The organism is Marinobacter sp. KMM 10035 (assembly GCF_046537445.1).
GTDB classification, from domain to species: domain Bacteria; phylum Pseudomonadota; class Gammaproteobacteria; order Pseudomonadales; family Oleiphilaceae; genus Marinobacter; species Marinobacter sediminicola.
The window spans coordinates 124178-147518 of the sequence record NZ_JBBVMG010000001.1 but is presented as its reverse complement, the minus strand read 5'-3'; the positions used below and the strand labels follow the sequence as shown (position 1 = coordinate 147518).

Sequence of the window (23341 nt, the reverse complement as noted above, 5' to 3'; positions counted from 1 at the left end):
CGCTCTTGGGCGGTTTTTTTTGCTTGGACCTGTGATGACCCAAATAAATTTGGAAAAAGTCTGCGCCCTGCTGCTCGCCGGCGGCGCCGGAACGCGCATGAACGGCCAAGACAAAGGCCTCATGCTTTGGCGCGAACGTCCAATGGCCCACTGGGTAGCCGAAGCCTTGAGCAGCGTTGCCGCCCCATTACTCATCAGCGCTAACCGCTCCTTGCAAGATTACCGCCTGCTGGGCGACGTACTGCAAGACACCCCTGAATTTAAAGGCCAGGGCCCCTTGGTCGGATTGCTCGCAGGCCTGACCGAAGCAAGAAAACGCGGCTTCGACGCCGTGCTTGTCTGCCCCTGCGACACTCCTGGCATACAGCCCAGCGTATTCAAACGTTTATTAACTGTCTGGGAAGAACGGCCTAACGCCCCGGTTATCGCCCAATGCAAAGGAAAATCCCACCCCTTGCACGGTGTGTTTCCTGTTTCACTTATCAACCGGCTGGAAGCCCAACTTAGAGACGACAATCGAAGAGTTATGGTATTCGCTGAAAGCGCCGGCGCCAGAATTCTGGATTGCGCAGATGCCGAAGAAGCGTTCAAGAACCGAAACCGGCCAGAAGATTTAATAAGCTGAAGGCAGTGCCAGCTAGAGGTATGGGCACAAACCAGGGCTTTGGCGGGGAACCTCTTCCCGAAAATGTGCGGAGCCATGGATGGCGGAGCCAAGCGTACAAGGACGTATTAACAGCGTTTTTCGGGAAGAGGTTCCCCGCCAAAGACCGACCAGCCAAGCACCACTTAGGGGCTAGCTACTTACCCCAAGCCTCACCCCGAGCAACATCCGAAGCCTTCTGCTCCACCCAATGCTCCCCAGCCTCAGAAAGCTCCTTCTTCCAGAACGGCGCCGACGTCTTCAAAGCGTCCATAATAAACGCGCAAGCCGCAAACGCATCCGACCGATGAGCGCTACAAACCCCCACAAACACAATCTGATCCTGCAGCAACAAACGCCCAACCCGATGAATAACCCGAGCCTTCCGCACATCCCAGCGCCGCGAAGCCTCCTCAATCAGCCCCGCAATCACCTGCTCTGTCATCCCCGGATAATGCTCCAGAAACAACCCGGATACATCCGCCGTATCGCCATTGTCACGAACCAGCCCCGTAAATGTGGCAATAGCACCCGTGCCCGCGCCACTATCCCGCAGAGCGGCATATTCAACGCTGGCATCAAAATCCTCAGACTGAACACTGATCATCTCAACCTCCCGTTACCGGCGGGAAAAAAGCCACCTCATCCCCGGCCTTAACCGACGCCGCAGGCTTCGCCATAGCTTGATTGATCGCAATCATCACCGGTTGCCCGCCTTGCAGCTGTGCCCAAGGCCCGCCGCGACAAGCCAGGGCTGCCAGCAAATCACCGGCCGTCTGCTCCTTCTCTGCCGGTAGCGTGAGTTCCTCCGTACCCAACTCCTCCCGGAGGCGGGCAAAAAAACGAACAGTCAGGGTCTGGTCAGTCATATCAGCTCAATAACTCAGTAAATGGGTAGTAGGTCAGCAGGTCACCCTCTGCCACTGTGGCATGCTCCGGAACCACGGCCAGGCCACCAGCCCAGCAGGCAGAGCTCAACACACCAGAACTCTGGTTCGGGTAGGCGCTGACCCGTGCGTTGCCGTTAACAGACTCGGTGCGTGCACGGACAAACTCCCTGCGCACGGAAGCCGAAGCAACCGTAAACGCAGCAGGCACCTGTTGGCCCACAGGGTGAACCTGCATGCGCCCTTGGCAGGTGCGGATGTAAGGCATACCTACAACCAGAAATGTCACCAGCACGGCGGCGGGGTTCCCGGGCAGACCCAGTACCGGAGTACCCTTGATCGAGCCAAATGCCAGAGGTTTCCCGGGCTTGATGGCCATGCGCCATAGTGACAGCTCGCCAGACTCTTCCAGCACCGCCCGCACGTGATCCTCCTCACCCACGGACACGCCTCCGCTGGTGATAATCAGGTCTGCTTGCGCTGCCGCGCGTTCAAGCGTGTCGCGAGTAACCGAGCGAGTGTCTCTCAGGGTTTCGCATAGCACTGCATCACAACCCGCGTCTGCCAGCAGTCCAAGCAATGTAAAACGATTGGTGTTGTAAATCTGCCCCGGCCCCAGTGGCGTGCCCGGGTCTACCAACTCATCGCCGGTAGACAGAATCGCGACACGCAATTTTTTCATCACTGTAACGTCAGCCACGCCCATGGACGCCAGAAGGCCCATTTCCTGCGCTCTGATCTTCGTGCCCTTTGCCAAAGCAAGGCTGCCCTCGGCAAGATCCTGGCCGCGCCTGCGAATATTCTGATCGGTTTTCACCTCGGCATTGATCAGGATGCCCTTATCCGTAACATCCACTCGCTCTTGCATGATCACCGTGTCGGCGCCCTCGGGAACCTCCGAGCCTGTAAAAATGCGGGCAGCCGTGCCGGGTTTTAGAGGGCTGGGAGCAGAGCCGGCGGGGATGCGGTCTGAGACTGGCAGAGCCTGGCCAGGAATGTAATCCTCGGCGCGCAGAGCGTAGCCATCCACCGCGCTGTTATCTGCTGGCGGCACATCTGCCGGCACCTGATAATCTTGAGCCAGTATTCGCCCCAGGCTTTCAGTGAGCGGCAAGCACTCGCTCTCTGTGATCACCGGGGCCTTACTCAGAAGGTGGTCAATAGCCTCTTCAACCGGTGTCAGATTGGCAGCCATGGTTCTCTCTCCCTAGTCAAAATTAGCGCGCGGCGCGAGTTCCTATAACCTGATGAAGACGCTCAACGGCGCGTTCAGGTTTGCGGCCAACCAGCGCGGAAAAGTTGCAAGGGCCATGGCGGCTATCGAGCTGAGTACTTAAAATGCCGTTCCAGCCCGTGCGGCATGCTCCGGTAGAACCGGGTAGACAAAAAATCGCTGTATGGTTGGCAAGGCCACCGAAGGCTCTGGACTGAATAGTAGAGGTGCCGATCTCAGCAGCCGACTGGCGTCGGAATTCTTCGCCAAAACCTTCAATAGTCTTGTCCAGCAAGGGCGAAACCGCCTCGGGGGTGCTGTCACGCTCATGAAAGCCGGTACCGCCTGTAATGATCACTACATGCACGTCGGGTTCCGCAATCCAGGCCGACATGGCTGCACGCACGAGATAAACGTCGTCCGGTAGTATGCGCCGTGAAATCAGCGTGTGCCCGGCTTCCAGTACGCTGTCTTCAAGAAACTGCCCGGAGGAGTCCTCCTCGGGCCCACGAGTGTCGGATATTGTGAGAATGGCGATATTGAGTGGGTTAAGTTCGCTGGTGCGTTCACTGCTCATGATCGGGGCTCCGAAAAAACACGAAAAAATTCTATAGTGCCAGTATCCCCATCAGGGCCGGACAATGGAAGGGAGTAACCCATCAGGGGGAGGTTCCGGCCCTTGTGCGCAGACATGGCGGCTGAAAAAACTGGCGTTAATTTGGTTGGTGCTCTTGACATTGGCCAGCAAGGTAGATGATTATCGGTCTCGCCCTACGAACGTTTGTACCCACTCTATACTGGCTTCTGTTTTTTTCCGGCTCTCATTCGCACCGGTTGCTCCATCTGCCAGCATCTGTTTTGACAACGAATTACACAATCTGTTCAGGGCACCCCTGTCATACCAACGTCCGTTTAATTCCATTCCTGAAAATCTAATAACCTATGAATCTTACTGAACTCAAGCAGAACTCCATGCCCGAATTGCTCGAAATCGCGCAAGAAATGGGCCTCGATAACCTGGCACGCTCGCGTAAGCAGGATGTTATCTTCACGATATTGAAGAAACATGCGAAAAGCGGCGAAGACATTTACGGCGATGGCGTATTGGAGATTCTGCAGGATGGTTTCGGCTTCCTCCGGTCTGCCGACGCTTCGTACCTGGCTGGACCAGACGACATATACGTCTCCCCCAGCCAGATTCGCCGCTTCAACCTGCGCACCGGTGATACCGTTGCCGGCAAGATCCGGCCCCCGAAAGACGGCGAGCGTTATTTTGCTTTGTTGAAAGTGGCTGAGATCAACTTCGACAAACCGGACAACGCCCGTAACAAGATCCTGTTTGAAAACCTGACTCCGTTGTTCCCGGACGAGCGCATGCAGCTGGAAACCGGTAACGGCAGCACCGAGGATCTGTCATCCCGCGTGTTGGACCTGGTTGCGCCTATCGGTAAAGGCCAGCGTGGTTTGATTGTATCGCCACCCAAGGCCGGTAAAACCCTGCTGATGCAGAGTATTGCCCAGTCTATTGCGCGTAATCATCCTGAGTGTCACATCATTGTTCTGTTGATTGATGAGCGCCCGGAAGAAGTAACCGAAATGCAGCGCACCGTGCGCGGCGAAGTGATTGCTTCTACTTTTGATGAACCACCTGCGCGCCACGTTCAGGTAGCCGAGATGGTTATCGAGAAGGCCAAGCGCCTGGTTGAGCATAAAAAAGACGTGGTTATTCTGCTGGATTCCATCACCCGCCTAGCTCGCGCCTATAACACGGTCATCCCGTCATCTGGCAAAGTACTGACCGGTGGTGTTGATGCCCACGCTCTGGAAAAGCCCAAGCGCTTCTTCGGTGCAGCCCGTAATGTAGAAGAGGGCGGCAGCCTGACTATCCTGGCCACGGCTCTGGTGAACACGGGTTCCAAAATGGACGAAGTGATTTACGAGGAGTTTAAGGGCACAGGTAATATGGAAGTGCACCTGGACCGTAAAATCGCCGAGAAGCGGGTGTATCCTGCGCTCAACGTTCGCAGCTCCGGCACGCGCCGCGAAGACTTGCTGATGAGCGAAGCGGATATCCAGCGTGTATGGATTCTGCGTAAGCTGTTGCACTCCATGGATGACGACACTGCGGCCATCGAGTTTTTGCTGGATAAGCTCAAAGACACCAAGACTAATGACGAATTCTTCCAGTCTATGAAGCGTCGCTAGAGTCGAAGTTTTGGGCGTGCGCCTTTATTGGATTACAGTTCAGCTTTAGCGAGTTTTTGCCTTGAGTTAACTGGTGATTCCGTGAACGCGGTGAGGGCCTGCTTTCCCAGACTGTGTCTTGCCAAGGATGGCAAGACCAAGCCCCCAGGGATGGGTTTACGGCGTGTCTGGGAAAGCAGGCCCTCATTGCGTTCTGGCACTGGCTGAGAAGTCTGGAAGGTGGCGAACTCCGTATTAGAAGCTAACCGTGAACGGAGCCAACGATGAAATACAACGATCTGCGGGACTTCATTGACCAGTTGGAGAAACTGGGTGAGCTGAAACGCATCTCAGTGGAAGTAGACCCCCACCTGGAAATGACCGAAATCTGCGACCGCACGCTGCGGGCAGGTGGTCCTGCGTTGTTGTTTGAAAACCCCAAAGGCTACGACATGCCTGTGCTTGCCAACCTCTTCGGCACCACCCGAAGAGTGGCTCTGGGCATGGGGCAAGAAGACGTCACTGCACTCCGGGAAGTGGGCAAACTGCTTGCCTACCTCAAAGAGCCAGATCCCCCCAAAGGCTTCAAAGACGCGGTCGAAAAGTTGCCATTGCTTCGGCAAGTGATGCGCATGAGCCCGAAAGTGCTCAGGTCAGCGCCCTGTCAGGACGTGGTGATAGAAAAAGACAAAGTTGATCTTTACCAAATCCCCGTACAGCACTGCTGGCCTGGGGATGCCGGGCCACTGGTGACATGGCCACTGGTGATTACCCGTGGGCCCCACAAAGAACGGCAGAATCTGGGGATTTATAGGCAACAGGTGATTGGTCGTAACCGGCTGATCATGCGGTGGTTGAGTCATCGTGGTGGCGCATTGGATTTTCAGGAGTTTCAGAAACAGAACCCTGGCAAACCTTATCCCGTTGCAGTCGCCCTTGGCGCCGACCCGGCAACCATTCTGGGTGCAGTGACGCCTGTTCCTGATTCTCTTTCCGAGTATGCGTTTGCAGGCTTGTTGCGGGGTAGTCGGACCGAGTTGGTGCAGTGCGGCCTCAGTGATTTGCAGGTGCCAGCCAGTGCCGAAATTGTCCTGGAAGGCTTTATTTACCCGGATGACAACGCCCCGGAAGGCCCGTTTGGTGACCATACCGGTTATTACAACGAAGTGGACGAGTTCCCGGTGTTCACCGTTGAGCGGATCACCCACCGCAAAGATCCGATTTACCACAGCACCTATACTGGCAGGCCGCCCGATGAGCCGGCGATTCTGGGTGTGGCGCTGAATGAGGTGTTTATCCCCATTCTGCAAAAGCAGTTTCCGGAGATTGTGGATTTTTATCTGCCGCCCGAAGGCTGCTCCTACCGCTTGGCAGTGGTGACCATGAAAAAGCAATACCCTGGCCATGCGAAGCGCGTGATGATGGGGGTATGGTCTTTCCTGCGCCAGTTTATGTACACCAAGTTCGTGATCGTGACTGATGACGATGTAGATGCCCGTAACTGGGAAGATGTGATTTGGGCCATTACCACCCGCATGGACCCGATTCGCGATACCACACTGGTCGAAAACACGCCCATTGATTATCTGGATTTTGCATCGCCGGTGTCTGGCCTTGGCTCCAAAATGGGGATGGACGCCACCAACAAATGGCCGGGTGAAACCACCCGCGAGTGGGGCGAGCCCATCGCCATGACCGACGCTGTAAAACAGCGTGTGGACGAACTCTGGGACAGTCTGGGTATTGAAACTTCGGCTGGCCGCCCTGATTGATATGAGCAACAGGCAGTGGCAGGTGACTATTGAGCCCTCCGGCATTCGCTACCTGGCGCCCGCTAACGGGGATCTGTTAAACGCAGCAGGCAGTGCCGGTATTGCTGTTCCCCACGCCTGCAAAAATGGTGTATGCGAACTTTGTGAAGCTCGCCTGAAAAGCGGCTCCGCTCTGAACACCCGAAACCAACAGATGATTCCGGTCGGCGCGCGACTGATGATGTGCAGAACCGCCGCGCTTGACCATCTAGAATTGGAGATGAGTGCCGTTATGGCAGCAGGACAGAATCAGCCCCGAAAGTTTCAGGCAAACGTGGTGGATGTGAGCTCAATCAGCCATGACGTGTATCGGGTTGAGCTTCAGTTGCCGCGGCGGCGGGAGGTGGCTTTTCATGCGGGCCAGTATTTGTCCATCAACCTGCCGGATGCTGAGCCCTGTTATTTTTCCATTGCCAGCAGTCCGTCGGAGCAGAATATTGAGTTGCATATTCAGGCGTCCCCGGAGTGGCTGTCGGCGCAAAAGGTTATTGATGCGCTGACTTCGGGTGAAACCGTCAGCCTGGAATTACCCCACGGCAAAGCCTGTCTGGCGAGCACTCCTGAGAAGCCATTGCTTCTGGTTGCAGCTGGTACGGGGTTTGCGCAGATGAAAAGCCTGGTGGACTATTTGCGCGGCATAGCTTCTAGCCAGCCGGTAAGATTGTTCTGGGGCGTGCGTCGCCACGAGGATATGTACCTCAGATCCATGGCTCGACAGTGGGAACAGGAGTGGCCTGTTTTCAGCTTTCAGCCAGTGGTGGGTGATGACGAAGACAGCGAATGGAGTGGGCACCACGACCAACTTGTACGCGCTGTGTTGGCCTCAGGCATGGATTGGCAAAATGTGGAAGTACACGCCAGTGGCTCGCCAACGATGGTTTACACGTTGATGGACGCTCTGGTGGAAGCGGGGCTTCCACCTCAAGCGTTCTTTTCTGATGTGCTGGAGTATGCACCTCGCAGTTGAGGTGCTGGGTAAATGGTCAAATCTTGCATGCTGGCCGCTGCTCAGGCCCTTGGCATGGGCAGTTCCGGCAGCCCGTTATCGGTTGCCAGCCCTTGCATCATAAGCTTTATGCTCATTTCTTCATCGCCCATATGAGCGCTCAGTCGGCTCAGTTCTGCCAGAGTGTCCCGGCTGCGGCGTAATCTCAAGCTGGTTTCAAAATATTCCCGGGCTTTTCCCCACAGCTCATTTCTCAAGCTGAGCCGGCCCAGTGCCAGTAGCAACTCCGCATTGCTGGGGCGATCTTTCAGCCACTGCTCTGCGGTAAGAAGCTGCTCGTCGGGTTTGCGACCTTCTATCCGGCCATAGAGGTTGACCAGGTCATCGCTCCAGTGATTGTGTAAAACTTTGCGTAGCAGGGTTTCGGTCTGTGCTTCATCGCCAAGATCGGCCAGCAGGCGGGCATAATCAGCAATGGTTTTTTCATCTCTGCGCAAAAATCCGGGCAGTTCATCCCAGAGGCGGGTGAGTGGCTCCAGGGATGAGTTCGGATCAGCCTGTTGCTGACGCCGGCAGTCTTCGGCAGCCTTTTCCAGCAGGTTGTGCCAAACAAGCCGCTCAAGCTCACCAAGTTCTGATTCGGGGAGCACGCTACGCTTACGCAACTCTGGCAATAGCCTTGAGAGTTCGCGCCAATCTTCAAGACGAAGATAGGTGGTTTTCAGTAGCTTCAGGACGAAGGGGTGGTGTGGAGATTGTTTGCGCAGGCGCACCAGTGTTGCCAGCGCTTGTTCCAGACGGTTACCTGCAAGCTGCAGCTGAGCCTGGGTGATGCCCACGGCCATGTCCGATCCTGGAGTGCTTTCAAACGCTTTTCTCAGCAGTTCATCTACGGCTTCATGGTCGCCACTCTCAAACGCTGCCTGGGCTGCTGCCAGATAGTTAATAAGGGGCGTGTCTGCGTGGCTGGCGGCTGAGGTCAACATCTTGCGGGCTCGAGGCCAGTTGCCTTCTGCCAGAGCCAGTAAGCCGATTGTGGTGCGGCGGCGGGCCCTTCGCTCCTTGCCCCGGGAAACCCAGTTGGCAATCAGCCCAGTGCCTTGTCGCATGCGGCGGATCAGGTTTGTAGTGAGCACGATCAGCGCAACCACAACCACCAGGAGCAAAAGCCCAACCCAGAAGTTGGTTTCTACCAGATAGTTGCCCAGGCTGATGCGAATGTAACCCAGGTCGTATTGCAGCCCGAGTGAAAGCGCGGTGCCAATGAGCAGGGCAAAAAGAATGATCAGAAGCAGGCGAATCATGAATCACTGCCTTTGTTGAGTCGGCCTGCCAGCCGCTCTTTGAGCAGGCCCAGAGATTGGCTTATGTCGGGTAGATCCGGTGCTACGTTCCGTGTAGTCAGTTCGCCGAGGGTATTGGTCAAAGCGCTGACTCGTGGATTGCTCCCGTCGTACCAATCGTCAACGGCTGCTTGAGCCTTGGCTAGAGAGCGCTCGTAAAGTGGTTGGTTGCCTCTGAGTACAGCCATCTCTGCTTCTTCAAGCATCAGCTGCAAATTCAGGCGTGCGTATGCGCTCTGGTCTGGCGATAACAGTGGTTTGACAGATTCGTCCAGGCGGCGAACCACAACCACTTGCATCAGGGTAGATTTGAACTTTTTCCAGGCCCTGAGTAGCACGCCGGGTTCGCCGCCTTCTTCGGAAGTTTCCTCAGACTGGGCGTTACCAACAAATCCGGGAGCTTGCTCACTGATAAGTGCTTGATCGGTTAGCTGATGAACGCTGTCTATGACCGCTTCAAGGGTGAGATAGAGCCCGGTTCTGTCGACACTGGAAATGCCTTTTAGTGCCAGAATTTCCCGCGCCAGTTGCTGACGTACAGGGTACACGCCAACATCATCGGATTCGGTCAGCACTTCGTCTGCAGCTTCAAGGGCAGACAGCGCGCCGCGAATGTCTTTTTCAATCAGCAGGCGCTGGTTGGCTATGCGCAGTAAGTACTCTGCCTCTGCCAGTAACCAGTCTGTACGGGTGCGGTTGCCGGCTTCGAGTAATTCGCGGGCAGTGTGATCAATTTGCCGCTGCTGGGTGGCGATCAGTTCGCGCTGGGATGCAAGTTTATCTTCCAGAGCCTGCAAGCGTTGGCTTTGCTGGGTTCCCTGGTCGCCATACATATTCTCAAGCTGCGAGGTATCCTGCTGCAAGCTTTTCAGCGTTTGTAGGGTGGACTGGTTGTCGTTCCATTGCTGCCAGTTCCACAGTGCCAGCGCGGCAACACTGACCAACGCAATGATGGCGATAACCCAAACCGGCCAGACTTTCTGTCGGGCAAGTTGTTCTTTGGCAATCGGGACAGGTAATTGTTTTGTTGTTTCAGTCACGGGCGTCCTTACTTGGCTTTTCCGGAGCCACCGTCCAGGCCTGCCAGTTGTTCTGCGGCGGCGGCCACGATGTCGTTATCGGCAAGGCTTCCTGGTATACACGGAGCCTTGAATCCCGCCGCAAGCGCCTGATCGGCGATACGCCGAGCGGGCACGATGACGGGTCTGTCGTATAGATTATGGCTGCAATTGGCACATAGTGCGATGAGATTGTTCAAGGTTTCTCCAGAGAGCGCAACAATAGCATCCGGGGCGAACGCAATCAGGGCGGTGTTGATCTGCGCAGGCGTGTAATCCGGGCAGAATCTTCGATAAAGAGGCAATATGGTGACTCGGGCACCACGCTCTTCCAGTGTTCTGCGGGTCAATTCTCGCCCTTCCTCGCCTCGGGCAACAAGTACCCGCTCCCCTTCGATATTCGCAAGGCGAGGTAGCTTCAGCAAAGCTTCGCTGGTCCAGCCTTCATCAGGTTTGCGCGGGTTTATGCCATATTCCGCGAGTGCTCTGGCCGTGCCGGCCCCCACGCCATACCAGTCTAGTCCGGTAGGTAGTTGCGGCCACCAGGTATCCAGCTCGTCGAGCAGCAGGCGTGCAGCGTAGGGGCTGACGGCAATAACATGGGAGAACTCGTCGAGGTTGAGAAGGGTGGTGCGCCGTTCGGGGGTTTCTGGCAGAGGCTCTCTTTCTACCAGTGGGAATACGTGCGTCTCGGCGCCGGCAGCCTGAAACTGCCGGGCCAGCCTGGATGCTTCCGGTTCCGGCCGGCATATAAGAATACGCCGGCCGGCCAGGGTGGCTGGATTAGTCTGGAGTGTGGCCATAAACTTCAGCCAGGATTTTGTCTGCACCTAACGCTAAAAGCTCTTCCGCCAATTCACGGCCAAGGCGTTCGCCTTCGGCGCGCGGCGCGCGGCCTTCCACACGGAGAATCTTTGTGCCGTCCACAGCGCCAACCAACCCACGCAACCACAAGGTGTCGTCGTCTTCCAGCAGGGCATAGGCCGCGATAGGCACCTGGCAACCACCTTCAAGGCGACGGTTCATTGCTCTTTCGGCTTTCACCCGGTCGGAGGTGTCAGCGTGGCTCAGGGGTTCCAGCATCGCCCGCAGTTCGTTGTCATTCAGCCGGCACTCAATGCCAAGGGCGCCTTGGCCAACCGCTGGCAGGGATACTGTGTCTGGTATGGCGTAGCGAATTCGGTCATGGAAGCCCAAACGCTTCAGGCCAGAGCTGGCAAGAACGATGGCGTCGTAGTCACCGGCGTCCAGTTTTGCCAGCCGGGTGTTTACGTTGCCCCGTAAAACCCGAATTTCCAGATCTGGCCGGTAGGCACGCAGCTGGGATTCCCGGCGCAGGCTGGCGGTGCCTACCACAGCGCCTTGTGGCAAGGCGTCTACGTTTGCGTAGTTGTTGCTGACAAAGGCATCGGTAGGGTCGTCTCGCTCGCAAATAGCGACCAGGCCCAAGCCTTCGGGAAAGGCCATTGGTACATCTTTCATGGAGTGCACGGCAAGGTCTGCACGGCCGTCAAGCATGGCTTCTTCCAGCTCTTTTACAAACAGACCTTTACCGCCAATTTTAGCCAGAGGCACATCGAGGATTTTATCGCCCTGGGTTTTAATCTTGATCAGTTCCACAGCCACGTTGTCGTGGAGCCGTTCCAGTTCGGCCTTGATGAATTCTGCCTGCCATAGCGCCAAGGCACTACTTCGGGTTGCGACGCGAAGGGTTCGTTTGGACATGATGCTCACTGCCAGTTATGAAAATGTTCGCCAAGGTTACCCTGTGGCGCCGTAAAAGTCCCGTGGATGGCCGCGCTGCAGCGCCTGCAAGGTATGTGGTTGCCTCAGCCCGGCTGTTGTCTTTGTAGCCACTGGCGCACATTGCTGGTGTGCCTTCGGCTTACCTGCAGTTCACCCAGACCGTCTCTGAGTGCTAGCAGGTTTTGGCCATCCGATGTGCGCCTGAGTGCCTGGATATATTGTACGCCCACCAAAGTGTTGCGGTGAATCCGGAGCAACTGGTTGGGGTAGGCGCTTTCCAGTTCTTTGAGGGTGTAATCAGATACAGTCTCACCACGGGTATGGTGAATGGTCACGTATTTCTGATCTGCCTGACAATAGCGGATCCCGGCTATATCAATTAGTTCTGTACCTCGATGGGTTCGAACCGACAGCTGCCCATCTTCCACAGTTTCCCGTTCGGCGGCGCTGCCCGCCATGCTGTCAGAAAGTGTGCGTAGCTGTACGCGATTAATCCGCCCCGCACGGGCCAGGGCCTCAGTCAGTGCATCTTTGCGCACGGGTTTGAGCAGGTAGGCTACAGCCTGAACCTCGAAAGCCTGAATTGCATAGTTGTCGTAGGCGGTGCAGAAAATGATTGCTGGCGGGTTGCTGAGCCGGCTCAGGCGCGCGGCTGTTTCCATGCCGTCAAGACCGGGCATGCGTATGTCCAGTAAAAGAATATCAGGCTGCAGGCCGGCAACCTGAGTGAGTGTGGTGTCGCCGTCCCCGGCTTCCCCGCAAACCACGTATTCAGGCAAGCTCTCGGCAAGACGCCTCAAGCGCTGCCGGGCTAGAGGTTCATCATCCGCGATTAGAATCTTCTGTTTGGTCATGAGTACTGTGTAGTTTTGGGCAGCCGCAAGGTGACGGTATAAACGTCCCCCTGATGGCTGTGTTTAAGTACAGCGGCCTCCCCGAATAGAGCCTGCAGCCTTGCCTGAATGTTGCTCAGGGCCATTTGGTTGCCGTTGTGCTGACTGCTGTTGTTGTCCGGTTTGGGGTTTTGAACGAGCAGGTACACGTATTTGCCCCGAGCTTCGGCCTCTATGCGCACCGTACCACCCTCGGGGCGAGGTTGTATGCCGTGATAAACCGCGTTCTCAACCAGTGGTTGCAAGGTTAGTGGTGGTATCGCCTGGCGCTCCAGCCCGTCGGCAATGTGCCATTCCAGTTTCAGGCGGGGGCCAAGACGCAGGGATTCGATTGCCAGGTAGCGCTGGCAGAGATCCAGCTCCTTTGTCATTGGAATGAGTTGGTCGCCGGTGCGCAAGCTGGCGCGAAAGAGTTCAGAAAGATCAAGCACGGCTTCTTCGGCCTGTTCCGGATCCGAGGCAATAAGGCTGGCGATGGTGTTCATGCTGTTGAACAAAAAGTGCGGCTGTATTCGCGCCTGCAGGGCAATCAAGTGTGCCTGCATTTCGGCTTCCCGCTGCTGTTGCCACTGGTGCTGCAGGTAGAAGTAGCGAAGAACGATGAGCGTAATCAACAGAGCCAGCAGGAGCTTTTTGGCGATAGCCTGCCAGTCGACAATGCCCGGTTTCGGGTGCAGAACACTGTCCGCAAACAGACTGAAAGCGAGCACATCTATGAGCACTATGGCCGCAATAGCGAAGGTGGCCCGGGAGACGGGCATTCGAGCCAACCGGGTGCGCAGGAGGCAAATCAGCGCGGCACTGGTGAGGGTGGTCCACTGTACAAATAGCGAGAGAAGTGCGAAGTAGTTCCAGTCAATCCAGCCGTCGCTGGCCTGAACAATTGCCAGCACCAGCACCAGCAGTTCGCTGGTGATCAGTAGCATGAATACAGAGCGTACCCGACAAAGATCGGGCACGAAAAAATTCTGTATGGCGACAGTCTTGTCCCTGCTCAGGGTAGTCACTTTTCTGCGGGTCAGAATGTTATACTCCCGTCACGATATTTGTGCCCATTTTTTCGCGCGAGATAGTGCTGGGCTGTCAGCACAAAAGATAGACTATATTCAGTACTCACTAAAGCGTTCCCTGTTGCGGCCATATAATTTGATCCTTCTTCTTCAGGCTCAGCTGGGTTCCGCCGGTTTTTGCGGGGATGACAGTTCGATCTAAATCAAGAGTTAGGCGGAGCCCATAATGAGACAAGCCACCAATAACTCTGAATCTGCAACATTGTTGATTCTGCGGGGTGCTTCGTGCGCAGGACTATTCAAAGCGGTTGTTTTGGCTATTTCACTGCTTGGGTACGCAGCGCAAAGCTTTGCTGAGTGCAGTATAACGCTACGCTGGGATGATGACGCACCTTACTTCATCCCGCAACGGGGCCGTGTTGCGGGCATCGATGCTGATATTAGTCGTGAAGTCATGCGACGAATGAACTGTAATCTTACGCTGGTTAAGCTTCCTTGGGCGCGTGGGCTGGTAGAATTGCGTCAGGGGCGTATCGATATGGTCTCAGGAGCCCATCGCACACCCGAACGGGAAAAATACGCTCACTACGCTAATACAGTGCCGACCATCTCGCCCAACCTGCTGTTCATTCGTCGTTCTGACAAAGCTGAGTTCAGGTTTTCGGGATTGCGAGAGGTTCTGGACTCGGGGTTCAAGCTAGGGGCACAAATCAACGTATCTTATAGTGAGGAATACGGCGCCCTCGTCCAGGATTCAAGGTACAGAGGAAATATCGAGTACACGTCCCGCCGGGATTCGCTTTGGAGAATGCTGGCTCTGAATCGTATTGATGGGGTAATTGCGGATAAACTGACGGCTATGCATGAGATCCATGGGTTGGGGCTTTCTGACCGGATAACATACAGTTCGATGGTCGTCTCGAGCACAGAAGCCCATTATATTTTCTCTAAAGAATCAGTTAGTCCGGAGTTTGTCGCAGACTTTGATCGTGCGTTGGAGGCCATGCAGAATGACGGCACCTACTCAGCCATTGTTCATCGTTATGTTTGCCCTTCCTGTCGAGATATGCCCGATTGATCACACGCTGATATATACATCTATTTGACTCATTACATGTAACGAGAGTACTTACACCATGACGGACAAGAAACAACCTGATCAGGCCGCAACCTCCGAAAAACCATGGGGTGGACGCTTCAGTGAGCCCACCGACGCGTTTGTGGAGCGTTTTACAGCATCTGTCGGGTTTGATCAGCGCCTGTATCACCATGACATTACCGGTTCCATCGCCCATGCGACCATGCTTGCAGAGGTTGGCGTCCTGACGGTGGATGAGCGCGATCTCATTATTGAAGGCCTGAACGGCGTAAAAGAAGACATTGAAGCAGGGCGCTTTGAGTGGTCGGTCAGTCTCGAAGATGTTCACATGAATATCGAGGCCCGGTTAACGGATCGTATTGGTATTACAGGTAAAAAACTGCACACAGGGCGCAGTCGAAATGATCAGGTAGCCACCGATATCCGCCTGTACCTGCGTGATGAGATTGATGTGATTGCCGAAGAACTCAAGCGCCTGCAAGCCGGCCTGCTGGATCTGGCCGAACGCGAAGCCGATACCATCATGCCTGGCTTTACCCATCTTCAAACTGCACAGCCAGTCACTTTCGGGCACCACCTTCTGGCCTGGTATGAAATGCTGGTGCGTGATGGTGAGCGTTTGCAGGACTGCCGCAAGCGTGTGAATGTGATGCCTCTGGGGGCCGCGGCACTGGCAGGTACCACTTACCCGATCGATCGCGCCATGACCGCACGGTTGCTGGGCTTTGAGCGCCCTTCTGAAAACTCGCTGGATTCGGTGAGTGACCGGGATTTTGCCATTGAGTTTTGCAGCTTCGCGGCTTTGTTGATGACACACTTGTCTCGCTTCAGCGAAGAGCTGGTGCTTTGGACCTCCGCACAGTTTGATTTTATTGATTTGCCGGATCGTTTTTGCACCGGTTCTTCAATCATGCCCCAGAAAAAGAACCCCGATGTGCCGGAGCTTGTTCGGGGTAAATCCGGGCGAGTGACCGGCCATCTGATGTCTTTGCTCATGCTGATGAAAAGCCAGCCGCTGGCGTACAACAAGGATAACCAGGAGGACAAAGAGCCTCTGTTCGACACGGTCGACACCATCAAGGGCTGCTTGAAAGCCTACGCCGACATGGTCCCGGCTATTCGTGCGAAAGCCGATAACATGCGTGTTGCCGCCAAGCGCGGGTTTTCGACGGCAACAGACCTGGCGGATTATCTGGTCAAAAAAGGCATGCCGTTCCGCGATGCCCATGAAGTAGTAGGCAAGGCCGTGGCCTTTGGTGTTGCCGAAGAGCGGGATCTTTCTGATATGACTCTGGTAGAGCTGAAGCGCTTCTCTGACACCATCGATGAAGATGTCTTTGATGTGCTCACACTCGAAGGATCAGTTCAGGCCCGTGACCATTTGGGCGGAACCGCTCCAGCTCAGGTGCGGGCGGCTGTAGGCCGCGCTCGCAAGTTGCTGGGCTGAACCCTTTGCCCCCGAGCTTTTTGTTACTGAGTTTGGGGGCTTAGCCGCCTATCCGCCCGGTGGTGAGATCTACCGCCACCGGCGTCAGCTCCGCCAGGGGTATAGGTGGCCCAAGCCTGAACCCTTGGCCGAAATGAATGCCCAGCGTCCGGACCTTCCGAAGAATGTCATCGTTCTCGATAAACGTTGCCACCGTTATTTTACCTGCTTCCTGTGCGATCCGATGCAGCGCTTCTACCATGATCTGCTGAACCGGGTCGGTTCCCAGCCTGTGCATCAAACTGCGGTCTAGTTTGATAACGTCTACAGGCAGCTTTGCCGCAAGCCTGTAACTCTCCACAGACGCGCCGGCACCATCCAGTGCTACTCGACAACCAATCCTGTGCAGAGCGTCGCACAACACGGCAACCTCATCCGGGTATTGCGTTGCGTGGGCTTCACGAACCTCAAGGCAAAAGGATTCTGCCGGGTAGTTTGACGCTCCGAGGACAGATTCCATGAAGTCCGCAAAGGTGTCATCCAGGACGCTGGCGAGGGACAGGTTGAATCCACAATATTTCAGTCTGGGCTCCAGTAATTTGTGCTCGCCAAGCCAGGTAAACGTTTGCAGTATGACTTGGCGATCCAGTCGTTTGGCCAAATCAAAACGTTCGGCTACCGGCAGGAACTGCTCCGGCTGCAACCATTGCTCATGCACACCGTTACCTGGAATTCTTGCGAGAATTTCGATGTGATCACCCCAGGTAACGCTGGAGACCGGCTTGAGTGGCTGGAACTCCAGAATCAACGACTGCTTGTCCAGGGCTTTTCGGATCTGGTCGACAAGTTCATTGCTGTCGCTGTGATCCGGTTTCGGGCGTGTGGCGTGGGCAGTGTGAACTCGGTTGCGACCGGATGTTTTGGCGTCATGACACAAATCTGCAGCTTGTCCCAGCAATTGTTCGGAGTTGGTAGGCGTGTTTTTTCCGATTATCAGCAGGCCACCGCTGGCGGTGGTTTGTAGCTGGTGTCCTTGCCACTCGAAAACAAAATTTCGGATGAGGCATAGAAGGTTGTCTGCAAGCTTGCGGGCTGCCGACTCTGTACAGTCTTCGATGAGCAGCGCGAAGGTATCACCGGCAAGCCTCGATACCGTATCCTGTGGCCTACTGCGCACATCGAGAATGCTGGCCAGCTCCCTGAGGTAGCGGTCGCTGGCGCCGTTTCCGGCGATGCTGTTGAAGTTGCCAAAGGCGTCGAGGTTCAGATATAAAAGGCAGCTGTCGGTAGCTTCTTTGCCAGCTTGGTCCAACTGGCGCTGAAGGCGCGCGATAAATTCTCTTCGGTTTGTGAGGCCAGTTACCGGGTCGTGCCGGTATCTGTATTCGCTGTCCCCTGTTTTGCTGGCGCGGTTGCTGATGTCACTGGCTACAACCACAGCACCCGCAGTTTCGCTTTTGTCCGTGCCGGGGTCCCCGATTTTGCTGTCTGTCAGGCGCTGGTAGTGAAACTCGTAGACCGGCCACTCACCACTTTGTTGCGTGACAGGCATGTCCACAATAAAGCTGTCCTGCTCAAAGGCACGTTGCCAGAGCTGTTCCGCCAGATGTCGTTCATTCGGGTGTTTTTCAAGTAACTGACGCAGGTTGTCGCCCACTTTGGGTGTTGCGCCAAACAGGCTGCCAAACAAGCGGGCATAGGGCGCGTTGAAATGCAGCAGATTTAGGTTTTTATCCACGGCAGCGATCAACCCGGGGCTCGCGGCCGTGGTGGCATTCAGTATGTTTGCAGCCTTCAAGCGGGCATGATCGCGTTGCATTTCGCCGGTACGATCTACCAGAGTCCCCCCGAGTTTACGTAACCTGCCGCCGGTTTTAAGGGCTCGGCCATTTAGTGTTGCTCGAATGTTTTTTTCTTTGGCAGTCAGCAAATGAAGCTCAATTGTGAAGGGTGCGCCGGTGCGTGCGCATCTGCGGAAAAGTGCCCGAATACGTTCCTGGCCACCCTGGCAGTAGAACAGTGCTTGTTCCGGTGTAATTTCCGTTCCCGGTTTCAGCTCCAGCAACCGATATAACCCTTCTGTCCAGGTCATCTGGTTGCTGGTGATATCCAGTTCCCATATTCCGAAGCCCGCTGCGCTTTCAGAAAAGCGCAATAGGCGGGTGTCTATGGCAGAGCTTTCCTGCTGAGCAATGCGGGCGCTCGCAGCCCCATCTGAATCGCGTATACTGATGCGCAATGAAAGGCTTGCCGTGTAGAAAAAACCTTCCTTGTGACGAAAGGTGACCAGCACAGTTTGGCCACTCTCGATACGGTGTCGATTGGCTGGTGCAAAGGGGTCGTCTTCTCTGGATGCCAACACCCGGTGTACCATAATGCCTTCCAGTTCACTGGCATCGTACCCAAGTACAGCCTCGGCATTGCTGTCCGCGTATAGAACCTTACCTTCATCATCAATACGCAACAGGGTCTGGCGACCGGTGACACTGGATGTATCAGTGCGATAACGCTGTATGACAAGCTCTTTCACTGGGCCGGGCCTCGGGTTTACTTAAGCGTATGCCGCTTTTATTTTTTGATGATTGTGCCACGATGAGTTCATCATACTGATAATTAAACCGGAAAGAACCTCTCCCCCGGAGCTGCCTTGACTGCTCACGCTACACCGATTGCCCTGGATTTTGACGAGGGCATTGACCGCAAAATCCTGCGCCGCCTGCGGGACAGATTTCTCATGCTTAACCGCCAGCGCTGGGAGCGAGCCCACTCGTCGCTTACCTACCGGCAGCAGGTGGTGCTGGAGATTTTGCCATTGGTGTTTCACACCAATCATCCAGCGCTGCCGGGCTATCTGGATGTCCAATGCCCCTATGGCCTAAGCCATTACCAGCCGGATTCCGCCACCATAGGCGCAGCACGACGCCTGGCTCGCACCTTCAGCATGCGGGACGAAGGCAGGCGCAGAGCCGATCTGGAAGCGCTCTTTCTAATGGGTAGCCCTGGTACCTTGGGCCATTCTGTTACCAGTGATCTGGATGTGTGGCTATGTCATAGGGACGACCTTCAGGAGCGGGGAATCAGGCTTCTGGAACGTAAGGCGGAACGGTTGACTGAGTGGGCCTTGTCGTTTGGCATTGAACTGCATGTATTTGTGTTTTCTGCCGCCGAATGGCGTGAAGGTCGGCAGCGGATTGAAGTGAGTGGGGAAAATTGCGGTAGCGCCCAGCATTATTTGCTGCTGGATGAGTTTTATCGCACGGCCATTCATTTAGGTGGGTGTTATCCCATGTGGTGGTTGATTCCCCCGGAGCAGGAAGAGCGGTACCAGAAGTGCGTCGATATGCTGGTGGACTATCGCTTTATTCGTGGTGATGCATACATTGATTTTGGCGCTGTGCCATCCATACCCGCCAGTGAGTTTTTGGGTGCGGGTGTGTGGCAGCTCTACAAGGGAATTGATGCGCCCTGGAAAGCAATTTTGAAACTGCTGCTTATTGAGTGCTACGCCCATACGCAGGATCTTCCGGTTTTATCGCTTGTTTTCAAGCAGGCAGTGTTCGATGGAGATACGAACGCGGATGATCTGGATCCGTATGTGATGCTCTACCAGCGCCTTGAGCAGTGGCTTCTGAATGATGGTGCCAGTTCGCGGTTGGATTTGGTGCGTCGTAGCTTGTATATCAAGGCGGGCCTGCCACTGACTCGCACAGGTATGGTGGGGCAGCAGGGGACGGAGCCCTGGAGAGCTCGACTGCTGAGGAGCCTGGTTGATGACTGGGGGTGGCAGCAAAAGCAGCTTGAATTGCTGGATAATCGACACCGTTGGCGGGCGGAGGAAGCATCTTCCCTGCGCCGAGTAGTGGTGTCGGAACTGACTCACAGCTATCGGTTGCTGTCGAAAATGGCCCGTGATCACGGTGAGCAATCAGCCATCAGCGCAAACGATATCAATTTGCTTGGCCGCAAACTCTACGCATCGTTTCAACGCAAGGCCGGCAAAGTAGAGCTGATCAATCCGGGGTTAGTGCCATCATTGGCAGAGGAAAATCTGGCCTTTCACCATCAGTCAGAACAGGGCGGTACAGGAACCGGCTGGCTGCTATATCGGGATCTGGAAGACCCTTCGGATGCCTTCTGGCAGCCGGTTATCCGGCGCTCCGGTAATCTCGCCGAGCTGGTGGTCTGGTGTTACTGCAACGGCTTGCTCACCCGCTCCACTCGACTCAACGTCCGCACCGGGCAGGGCATTGCCTCGGTTAGCGAGCTGCGGGAGATGCTGGATGCGCTTGCGGGGTTTTTGCCGTTTCCAGTCGAACCTGCCGAGCGAGAAGCTCTTGCCCGTGGCGTCCGCCCTTTGCGCAACCTCCTTCTGATCAACGTGGGTGTTGACCCCCAGTCCCATCTTACTGAGCGAGGCCTGCACAAGCTCAGTGCCAGGCACGATTCATTGGGGTTCAGTGGCGGTCGCGAAAATCTGGTTATTTGCATTGATCAGATCACACTCAACAGTTGGCAAGAGGTCAGCCTTCAGCATTATGCATCCGGGGATACCTTGATCCAGTGCCTGAAGAATGTTCTTGCTTCTGTGGCCATGGCGCCCCACAACATTCCCGGCCTTGAGGTGCACAGCCATAACCGGGGGCACGGCAGTGCTATTGCCCGGAGGGTGCGGGAGCTGTTTGCCGACGTGTTGCGCCAGTTCTTTGCCGGAGGCTCAGGCCCCCACCCCTTGCGCTATGTGATTGAAATGGATCGTCGGTATTTTCTGCTGGAGTTCAGCGGCACCGAGCCCGGGTTTATGGCCCTTGAGAATCGGGCTGCCTTGCTGGAGTGTCTTGCTCAACCCCGCGACACTTATCTGCCTGTCGTGTTTGATCGCCACGCACTGCTGGACGATCCGGCTTTGCGGGTAGCCTGTCAGGCAAGTGAGCCAGACAGCATCCAGGTGTTCTATATGCTGCGGGGCGAGGGGGTTCAGATCCGAGTGATTGATGAACGTGGATCTGTTTTTGGTTGGAGTCAGCAAGCCGCTGGTCGTCGCCATCTCTTGGCCCCGTTGTTGCGGTTCCTGGAAAATCTGGTGGAAAGACGCACCCTGCGCAATACCGAAATGCCCGTCGGTCTCGCTGGAGTTCGCTGTTATGAGTTGGTTTCAAACAACGGAGTCTGGCGCTCGGAATATCGGCCGCAGGCAGATGCTGGTGCGCCTCTGCCGGGATTCGAGGTGCAAGCGGTGGGCGTCCAGGAAGGAGATAGCCGCGTTCGTTTCGACCTTTACTGCGGTGAGCAGGAGTTTACGGTTCTGCAATACGGTGATCAGCTGATTCCGGCTGTTGCTCACTATATCCATTCTCTTCGACAGAGTCGTGATCGCTATCCGGTTTACCTGACGGATCTGCACTTGCCCCACGATCTGGACCCAAGGGTGTACCAGCAGGATATACAAACCAGTCAGTACCTGTATTACCGGGCTTTTCTTGAGGATTCCCTGAACCGTGAACTGGAGGCATTTCTGTAGCGCTCCGGCCTCGCCGTGCAGGGCGTGGGTCAGGTATACTTTGGACATTATGAACTCAGAGGTGTCAAGTATGCGCGTGAGGAACATGCCGATCGTGATACTGGTTGTGGCAGCAGCACTTGGTGGCTGTGGTCAGAAAGGACCGTTATACCGGGAGAATCCGGAAACATCGTCCAAGCCAGTCGAGCAGGCAAACAGCGCTGTAGCTCAAAGCGGGCACGCGGGCGGCCGCAGCACTCGGGCTGACACGCAAGCTGAATAGCCCCACGCGCAACCAGACACCGCTAAACGAATCAGGAATAAAATGGATTATTTCAACTACCGTGACGGCGAACTTTACGCCGAAGATGCACCTGTTTCCTCCATTGCTGAGCGTTTTGGTACGCCAGCTTATGTGTATTCCCGTGCTACGTTGGAACGCCATTACAGGGCCTATGATGAAGCCCTGAGTGAGCGCGAACTTCTCATTTGCTATGCCGTTAAAGCCAATAGCAATATTGCCGTGCTGAATGTTTTGGCACGCATGGGCGCCGGTTTTGACATAGTGTCTGCGGGTGAGCTGGAGCGGGTTTTGCGTGCCGGCGGCGACCCGGGCAAGGTGGTGTTTTCCGGGGTTGGCAAGCAGGAATGGGAAATGCGCCGTGCTCTGGAAGCGGGCGTTCGTTGCTTTAACGTGGAGTCTGACACTGAGCTCGACCGACTTAATGCCGTAGCAGGCGAGCTGGGAGTGAAGGCGCCTGTCTCGTTGCGGGTGAACCCGGACGTTGATGCAGGAACACACCCATATATATCTACCGGTCTGAAAGAGAATAAGTTTGGTATTGATATCGCGGAAGCGCTGGCCGTTTATGCCCGTGCTGCAACCTTGCCAAACCTGGAAATTATAGGTGTGGATTGCCACATTGGTTCTCAGCTTACCTCGGTAACGCCGTTCCTGGATGCACTGGACCGTGTATTGGAGCTGATCGATGCTTTGGCAGACAACGGTATTCATATTCGGCATCTGGATATGGGCGGTGGCTTGGGTGTTACTTACAATGATGAAACACCGCCTCAACCTGCTGAATACGTGAAGGCGCTGGACCAGCGTATCGGTGAGCGCAACCTGGCTCTCGTTCTTGAGCCTGGCCGCTCTATTGCGGCCAATGCCGGCATACTGATTACCCGGGTTGAGTTTCTGAAGTGCACCGAACATCGGAACTTCGCGATTATCGACGCAGCCATGAACGATTTGATCCGTCCTGCACTATATAGCGCCTGGCAGGCGATTGTTCCGGTGCAGCCTCACGAGGATGCAGAAGAGAAAATCTGGGATCTGGTTGGTCCAGTGTGCGAAACCGGAGACTTCCTGGGCAAAGATCGCCCGCTCCAGCTCAAGGCTGGAGATCTCTTGGCGGTGCGTTCTGCTGGAGCCTATGGTTTTGTGATGAGCTCAAACTACAACACCCGGAACCGGCCGCCGGAATTGATGGTTGATGGTGATGAAGTACACATTGTTCGGCACCGCGAAACCATTGAAGAACAGCTCGCGCCCGAAAACTGCCTGCCTGAATGAGTGATGGGC

Annotated in this window: 19 protein-coding genes and 1 pseudogene; 9 read left to right on the top strand and 11 right to left on the bottom strand. The window is 55.5% G+C overall.

All coding sequences use genetic code 11. From position 1 onward, the window contains the following. Positions 1-34 precede the first annotated feature (34 nt). Positions 35-625: a molybdenum cofactor guanylyltransferase MobA gene (mobA, locus tag AADB16_RS00655; RefSeq protein WP_410800683.1), complete on the top strand. Its 591-nt coding sequence runs from the start codon at positions 35-37 to the stop codon at positions 623-625. Between the two features lie 175 nt (positions 626-800). On the opposite strand, the gene AADB16_RS00650 is transcribed toward mobA, so the two are convergent. The 4 genes from AADB16_RS00650 to moaB are packed head-to-tail and all read right to left on the bottom strand — an operon-like array spanning position 801 to position 3320. After that, entirely contained in the window at positions 801-1250 is a 450-nt protein-coding gene (locus tag AADB16_RS00650; protein ID WP_410800681.1) for a molybdenum cofactor biosynthesis protein MoaE, read from the bottom strand. A 1-nt stretch (position 1251) separates the two neighbouring features. Further along, the gene (moaD, locus tag AADB16_RS00645; RefSeq protein WP_410800679.1) at positions 1252-1512 is read right to left on the bottom strand and encodes a molybdopterin converting factor subunit 1; all 261 of its coding nucleotides are present in this window, start codon (positions 1510-1512) and stop codon (positions 1252-1254) included. A gap of 1 nt (position 1513) precedes the next feature. Then, positions 1514-2725 (bottom strand): gephyrin-like molybdotransferase Glp, encoded by a 1212-nt coding sequence (gene glp, locus AADB16_RS00640; protein WP_410800677.1) that lies wholly within the window; start codon positions 2723-2725, stop codon positions 1514-1516. Positions 2726-2747: 22 nt separating this feature from the next. Continuing rightward, positions 2748-3320 carry a molybdenum cofactor biosynthesis protein B gene (gene moaB / locus AADB16_RS00635; protein WP_309044976.1) on the bottom strand — a complete coding sequence of 191 codons (573 nt, stop codon included), beginning with the start codon at positions 3318-3320 and terminating at the stop codon, positions 2748-2750. Positions 3321-3685: 365 nt separating this feature from the next. On the opposite strand from moaB, the gene rho reads away from it, so the two are divergent. The 3 genes from rho to AADB16_RS00620 all read left to right on the top strand — a co-directional run bounded on the left by rho (position 3686) and on the right by AADB16_RS00620 (position 7705). Continuing rightward, positions 3686-4948: a transcription termination factor Rho gene (gene rho / locus AADB16_RS00630; protein WP_309044977.1), complete on the top strand. Its 1263-nt coding sequence runs from the start codon at positions 3686-3688 to the stop codon at positions 4946-4948. Positions 4949-5211: 263 nt separating this feature from the next. Next, positions 5212-6699 (top strand): 4-hydroxy-3-polyprenylbenzoate decarboxylase, encoded by a 1488-nt coding sequence (gene ubiD, locus AADB16_RS00625; RefSeq protein ID WP_410800675.1) that lies wholly within the window; start codon positions 5212-5214, stop codon positions 6697-6699. Between the two features lies 1 nt (position 6700). Next, complete coding sequence (locus AADB16_RS00620) at positions 6701-7705, top strand: 2Fe-2S iron-sulfur cluster-binding protein (protein WP_309045077.1); 1005 nt, start codon at positions 6701-6703, stop codon at positions 7703-7705. A 41-nt stretch (positions 7706-7746) separates the two neighbouring features. Here the strand turns inward: AADB16_RS00620 and AADB16_RS00615 are convergent, their stop codons facing one another. From AADB16_RS00615 to AADB16_RS00590, 6 genes are all read right to left on the bottom strand, one after another. After that, positions 7747-8988, bottom strand: coding sequence for a heme biosynthesis HemY N-terminal domain-containing protein (locus tag AADB16_RS00615; protein WP_309044979.1), 1242 nt, complete (start codon positions 8986-8988; stop codon positions 7747-7749). Next, on the bottom strand, positions 8985-10067 hold the full coding sequence (locus AADB16_RS00610; RefSeq protein WP_309044980.1) for a uroporphyrinogen-III C-methyltransferase: 1083 nt from the start codon (positions 10065-10067) through the stop codon (positions 8985-8987). The genes AADB16_RS00615 and AADB16_RS00610 overlap by 4 nt, the downstream gene beginning before the upstream one ends. Positions 10068-10075: 8 nt before the next feature. Then, the gene (locus AADB16_RS00605) at positions 10076-10888 is read right to left on the bottom strand and encodes a uroporphyrinogen-III synthase (protein WP_309044981.1); all 813 of its coding nucleotides are present in this window, start codon (positions 10886-10888) and stop codon (positions 10076-10078) included. After that, the gene (gene hemC, locus AADB16_RS00600; RefSeq protein ID WP_309044982.1) at positions 10869-11810 is read right to left on the bottom strand and encodes a hydroxymethylbilane synthase; all 942 of its coding nucleotides are present in this window, start codon (positions 11808-11810) and stop codon (positions 10869-10871) included. The genes AADB16_RS00605 and hemC overlap by 20 nt, the downstream gene beginning before the upstream one ends. A gap of 104 nt (positions 11811-11914) precedes the next feature. Continuing rightward, positions 11915-12685: a LytR/AlgR family response regulator transcription factor gene (locus AADB16_RS00595; RefSeq protein ID WP_410800673.1), complete on the bottom strand. Its 771-nt coding sequence runs from the start codon at positions 12683-12685 to the stop codon at positions 11915-11917. Further along, on the bottom strand, positions 12682-13650 hold the full coding sequence (locus tag AADB16_RS00590; RefSeq protein WP_309045078.1) for a sensor histidine kinase: 969 nt from the start codon (positions 13648-13650) through the stop codon (positions 12682-12684). The genes AADB16_RS00595 and AADB16_RS00590 overlap by 4 nt, the downstream gene beginning before the upstream one ends. Before the next feature lie 310 nt (positions 13651-13960). Here AADB16_RS00590 and AADB16_RS00585 point away from each other — a divergent pair, with 310 nt between their 5' ends. Together AADB16_RS00585 and argH are read left to right on the top strand one after the other, a co-directional pair. Further along, entirely contained in the window at positions 13961-14812 is an 852-nt protein-coding gene (locus AADB16_RS00585; protein ID WP_410800671.1) for a substrate-binding periplasmic protein, read from the top strand. A gap of 58 nt (positions 14813-14870) precedes the next feature. Next, positions 14871-16280, top strand: a complete 1410-nt coding sequence (gene argH, locus AADB16_RS00580) for an argininosuccinate lyase (RefSeq protein ID WP_410800669.1) — start codon at positions 14871-14873, stop codon at positions 16278-16280. A gap of 40 nt (positions 16281-16320) precedes the next feature. On the opposite strand, the gene AADB16_RS00575 is transcribed toward argH, so the two are convergent. Further along, the gene (locus AADB16_RS00575; RefSeq protein WP_410800667.1) at positions 16321-18789 is read right to left on the bottom strand and encodes an EAL domain-containing protein; all 2469 of its coding nucleotides are present in this window, start codon (positions 18787-18789) and stop codon (positions 16321-16323) included. 117 nt (positions 18790-18906) lie between these two features. On the opposite strand from AADB16_RS00575, the gene AADB16_RS00570 reads away from it, so the two are divergent. The 3 genes and pseudogenes from AADB16_RS00570 to lysA all read left to right on the top strand — a co-directional run bounded on the left by AADB16_RS00570 (position 18907) and on the right by lysA (position 23332). Next, on the top strand, positions 18907-21777 hold the full coding sequence (locus AADB16_RS00570; RefSeq protein WP_410800665.1) for a class I adenylate cyclase: 2871 nt from the start codon (positions 18907-18909) through the stop codon (positions 21775-21777). Between the two features lie 70 nt (positions 21778-21847). Further along, positions 21848-21955, top strand: a pseudogene (gene lptM / locus AADB16_RS00565) (LPS translocon maturation chaperone LptM); the annotation flags it as partial. Between the two features lie 126 nt (positions 21956-22081). Beyond that, a complete protein-coding gene (lysA, locus tag AADB16_RS00560) occupies positions 22082-23332 on the top strand; it encodes a diaminopimelate decarboxylase (RefSeq protein ID WP_298452976.1) in 1251 nt (416 codons plus the stop codon). Positions 23333-23341: the final 9 nt, after the last annotated feature.

Coding starts and splice junctions, on each gene's coding strand:
- mobA (WP_410800683.1), top strand. CDS start 35: ATGACCCAAATAAATTTGGAAAAAGTCTGCGCCCTGCTGCTCGCCGGC.
- AADB16_RS00650 (WP_410800681.1), bottom strand. CDS start 1,250: ATGATCAGTGTTCAGTCTGAGGATTTTGATGCCAGCGTTGAATATGCC.
- moaD (WP_410800679.1), bottom strand. CDS start 1,512: ATGACTGACCAGACCCTGACTGTTCGTTTTTTTGCCCGCCTCCGGGAG.
- glp (WP_410800677.1), bottom strand. CDS start 2,725: ATGGCTGCCAATCTGACACCGGTTGAAGAGGCTATTGACCACCTTCTG.
- moaB (WP_309044976.1), bottom strand. CDS start 3,320: ATGAGCAGTGAACGCACCAGCGAACTTAACCCACTCAATATCGCCATT.
- rho (WP_309044977.1), top strand. CDS start 3,686: ATGAATCTTACTGAACTCAAGCAGAACTCCATGCCCGAATTGCTCGAA.
- ubiD (WP_410800675.1), top strand. CDS start 5,212: ATGAAATACAACGATCTGCGGGACTTCATTGACCAGTTGGAGAAACTG.
- AADB16_RS00620 (WP_309045077.1), top strand. CDS start 6,701: ATGAGCAACAGGCAGTGGCAGGTGACTATTGAGCCCTCCGGCATTCGC.
- AADB16_RS00615 (WP_309044979.1), bottom strand. CDS start 8,988: ATGATTCGCCTGCTTCTGATCATTCTTTTTGCCCTGCTCATTGGCACC.
- AADB16_RS00605 (WP_309044981.1), bottom strand. CDS start 10,888: ATGGCCACACTCCAGACTAATCCAGCCACCCTGGCCGGCCGGCGTATT.
- hemC (WP_309044982.1), bottom strand. CDS start 11,810: ATGTCCAAACGAACCCTTCGCGTCGCAACCCGAAGTAGTGCCTTGGCG.
- AADB16_RS00595 (WP_410800673.1), bottom strand. CDS start 12,685: ATGACCAAACAGAAGATTCTAATCGCGGATGATGAACCTCTAGCCCGG.
- AADB16_RS00590 (WP_309045078.1), bottom strand. CDS start 13,650: ATGCTACTGATCACCAGCGAACTGCTGGTGCTGGTGCTGGCAATTGTT.
- AADB16_RS00585 (WP_410800671.1), top strand. CDS start 13,961: ATGAGACAAGCCACCAATAACTCTGAATCTGCAACATTGTTGATTCTG.
- argH (WP_410800669.1), top strand. CDS start 14,871: ATGACGGACAAGAAACAACCTGATCAGGCCGCAACCTCCGAAAAACCA.
- lysA (WP_298452976.1), top strand. CDS start 22,082: ATGGATTATTTCAACTACCGTGACGGCGAACTTTACGCCGAAGATGCA.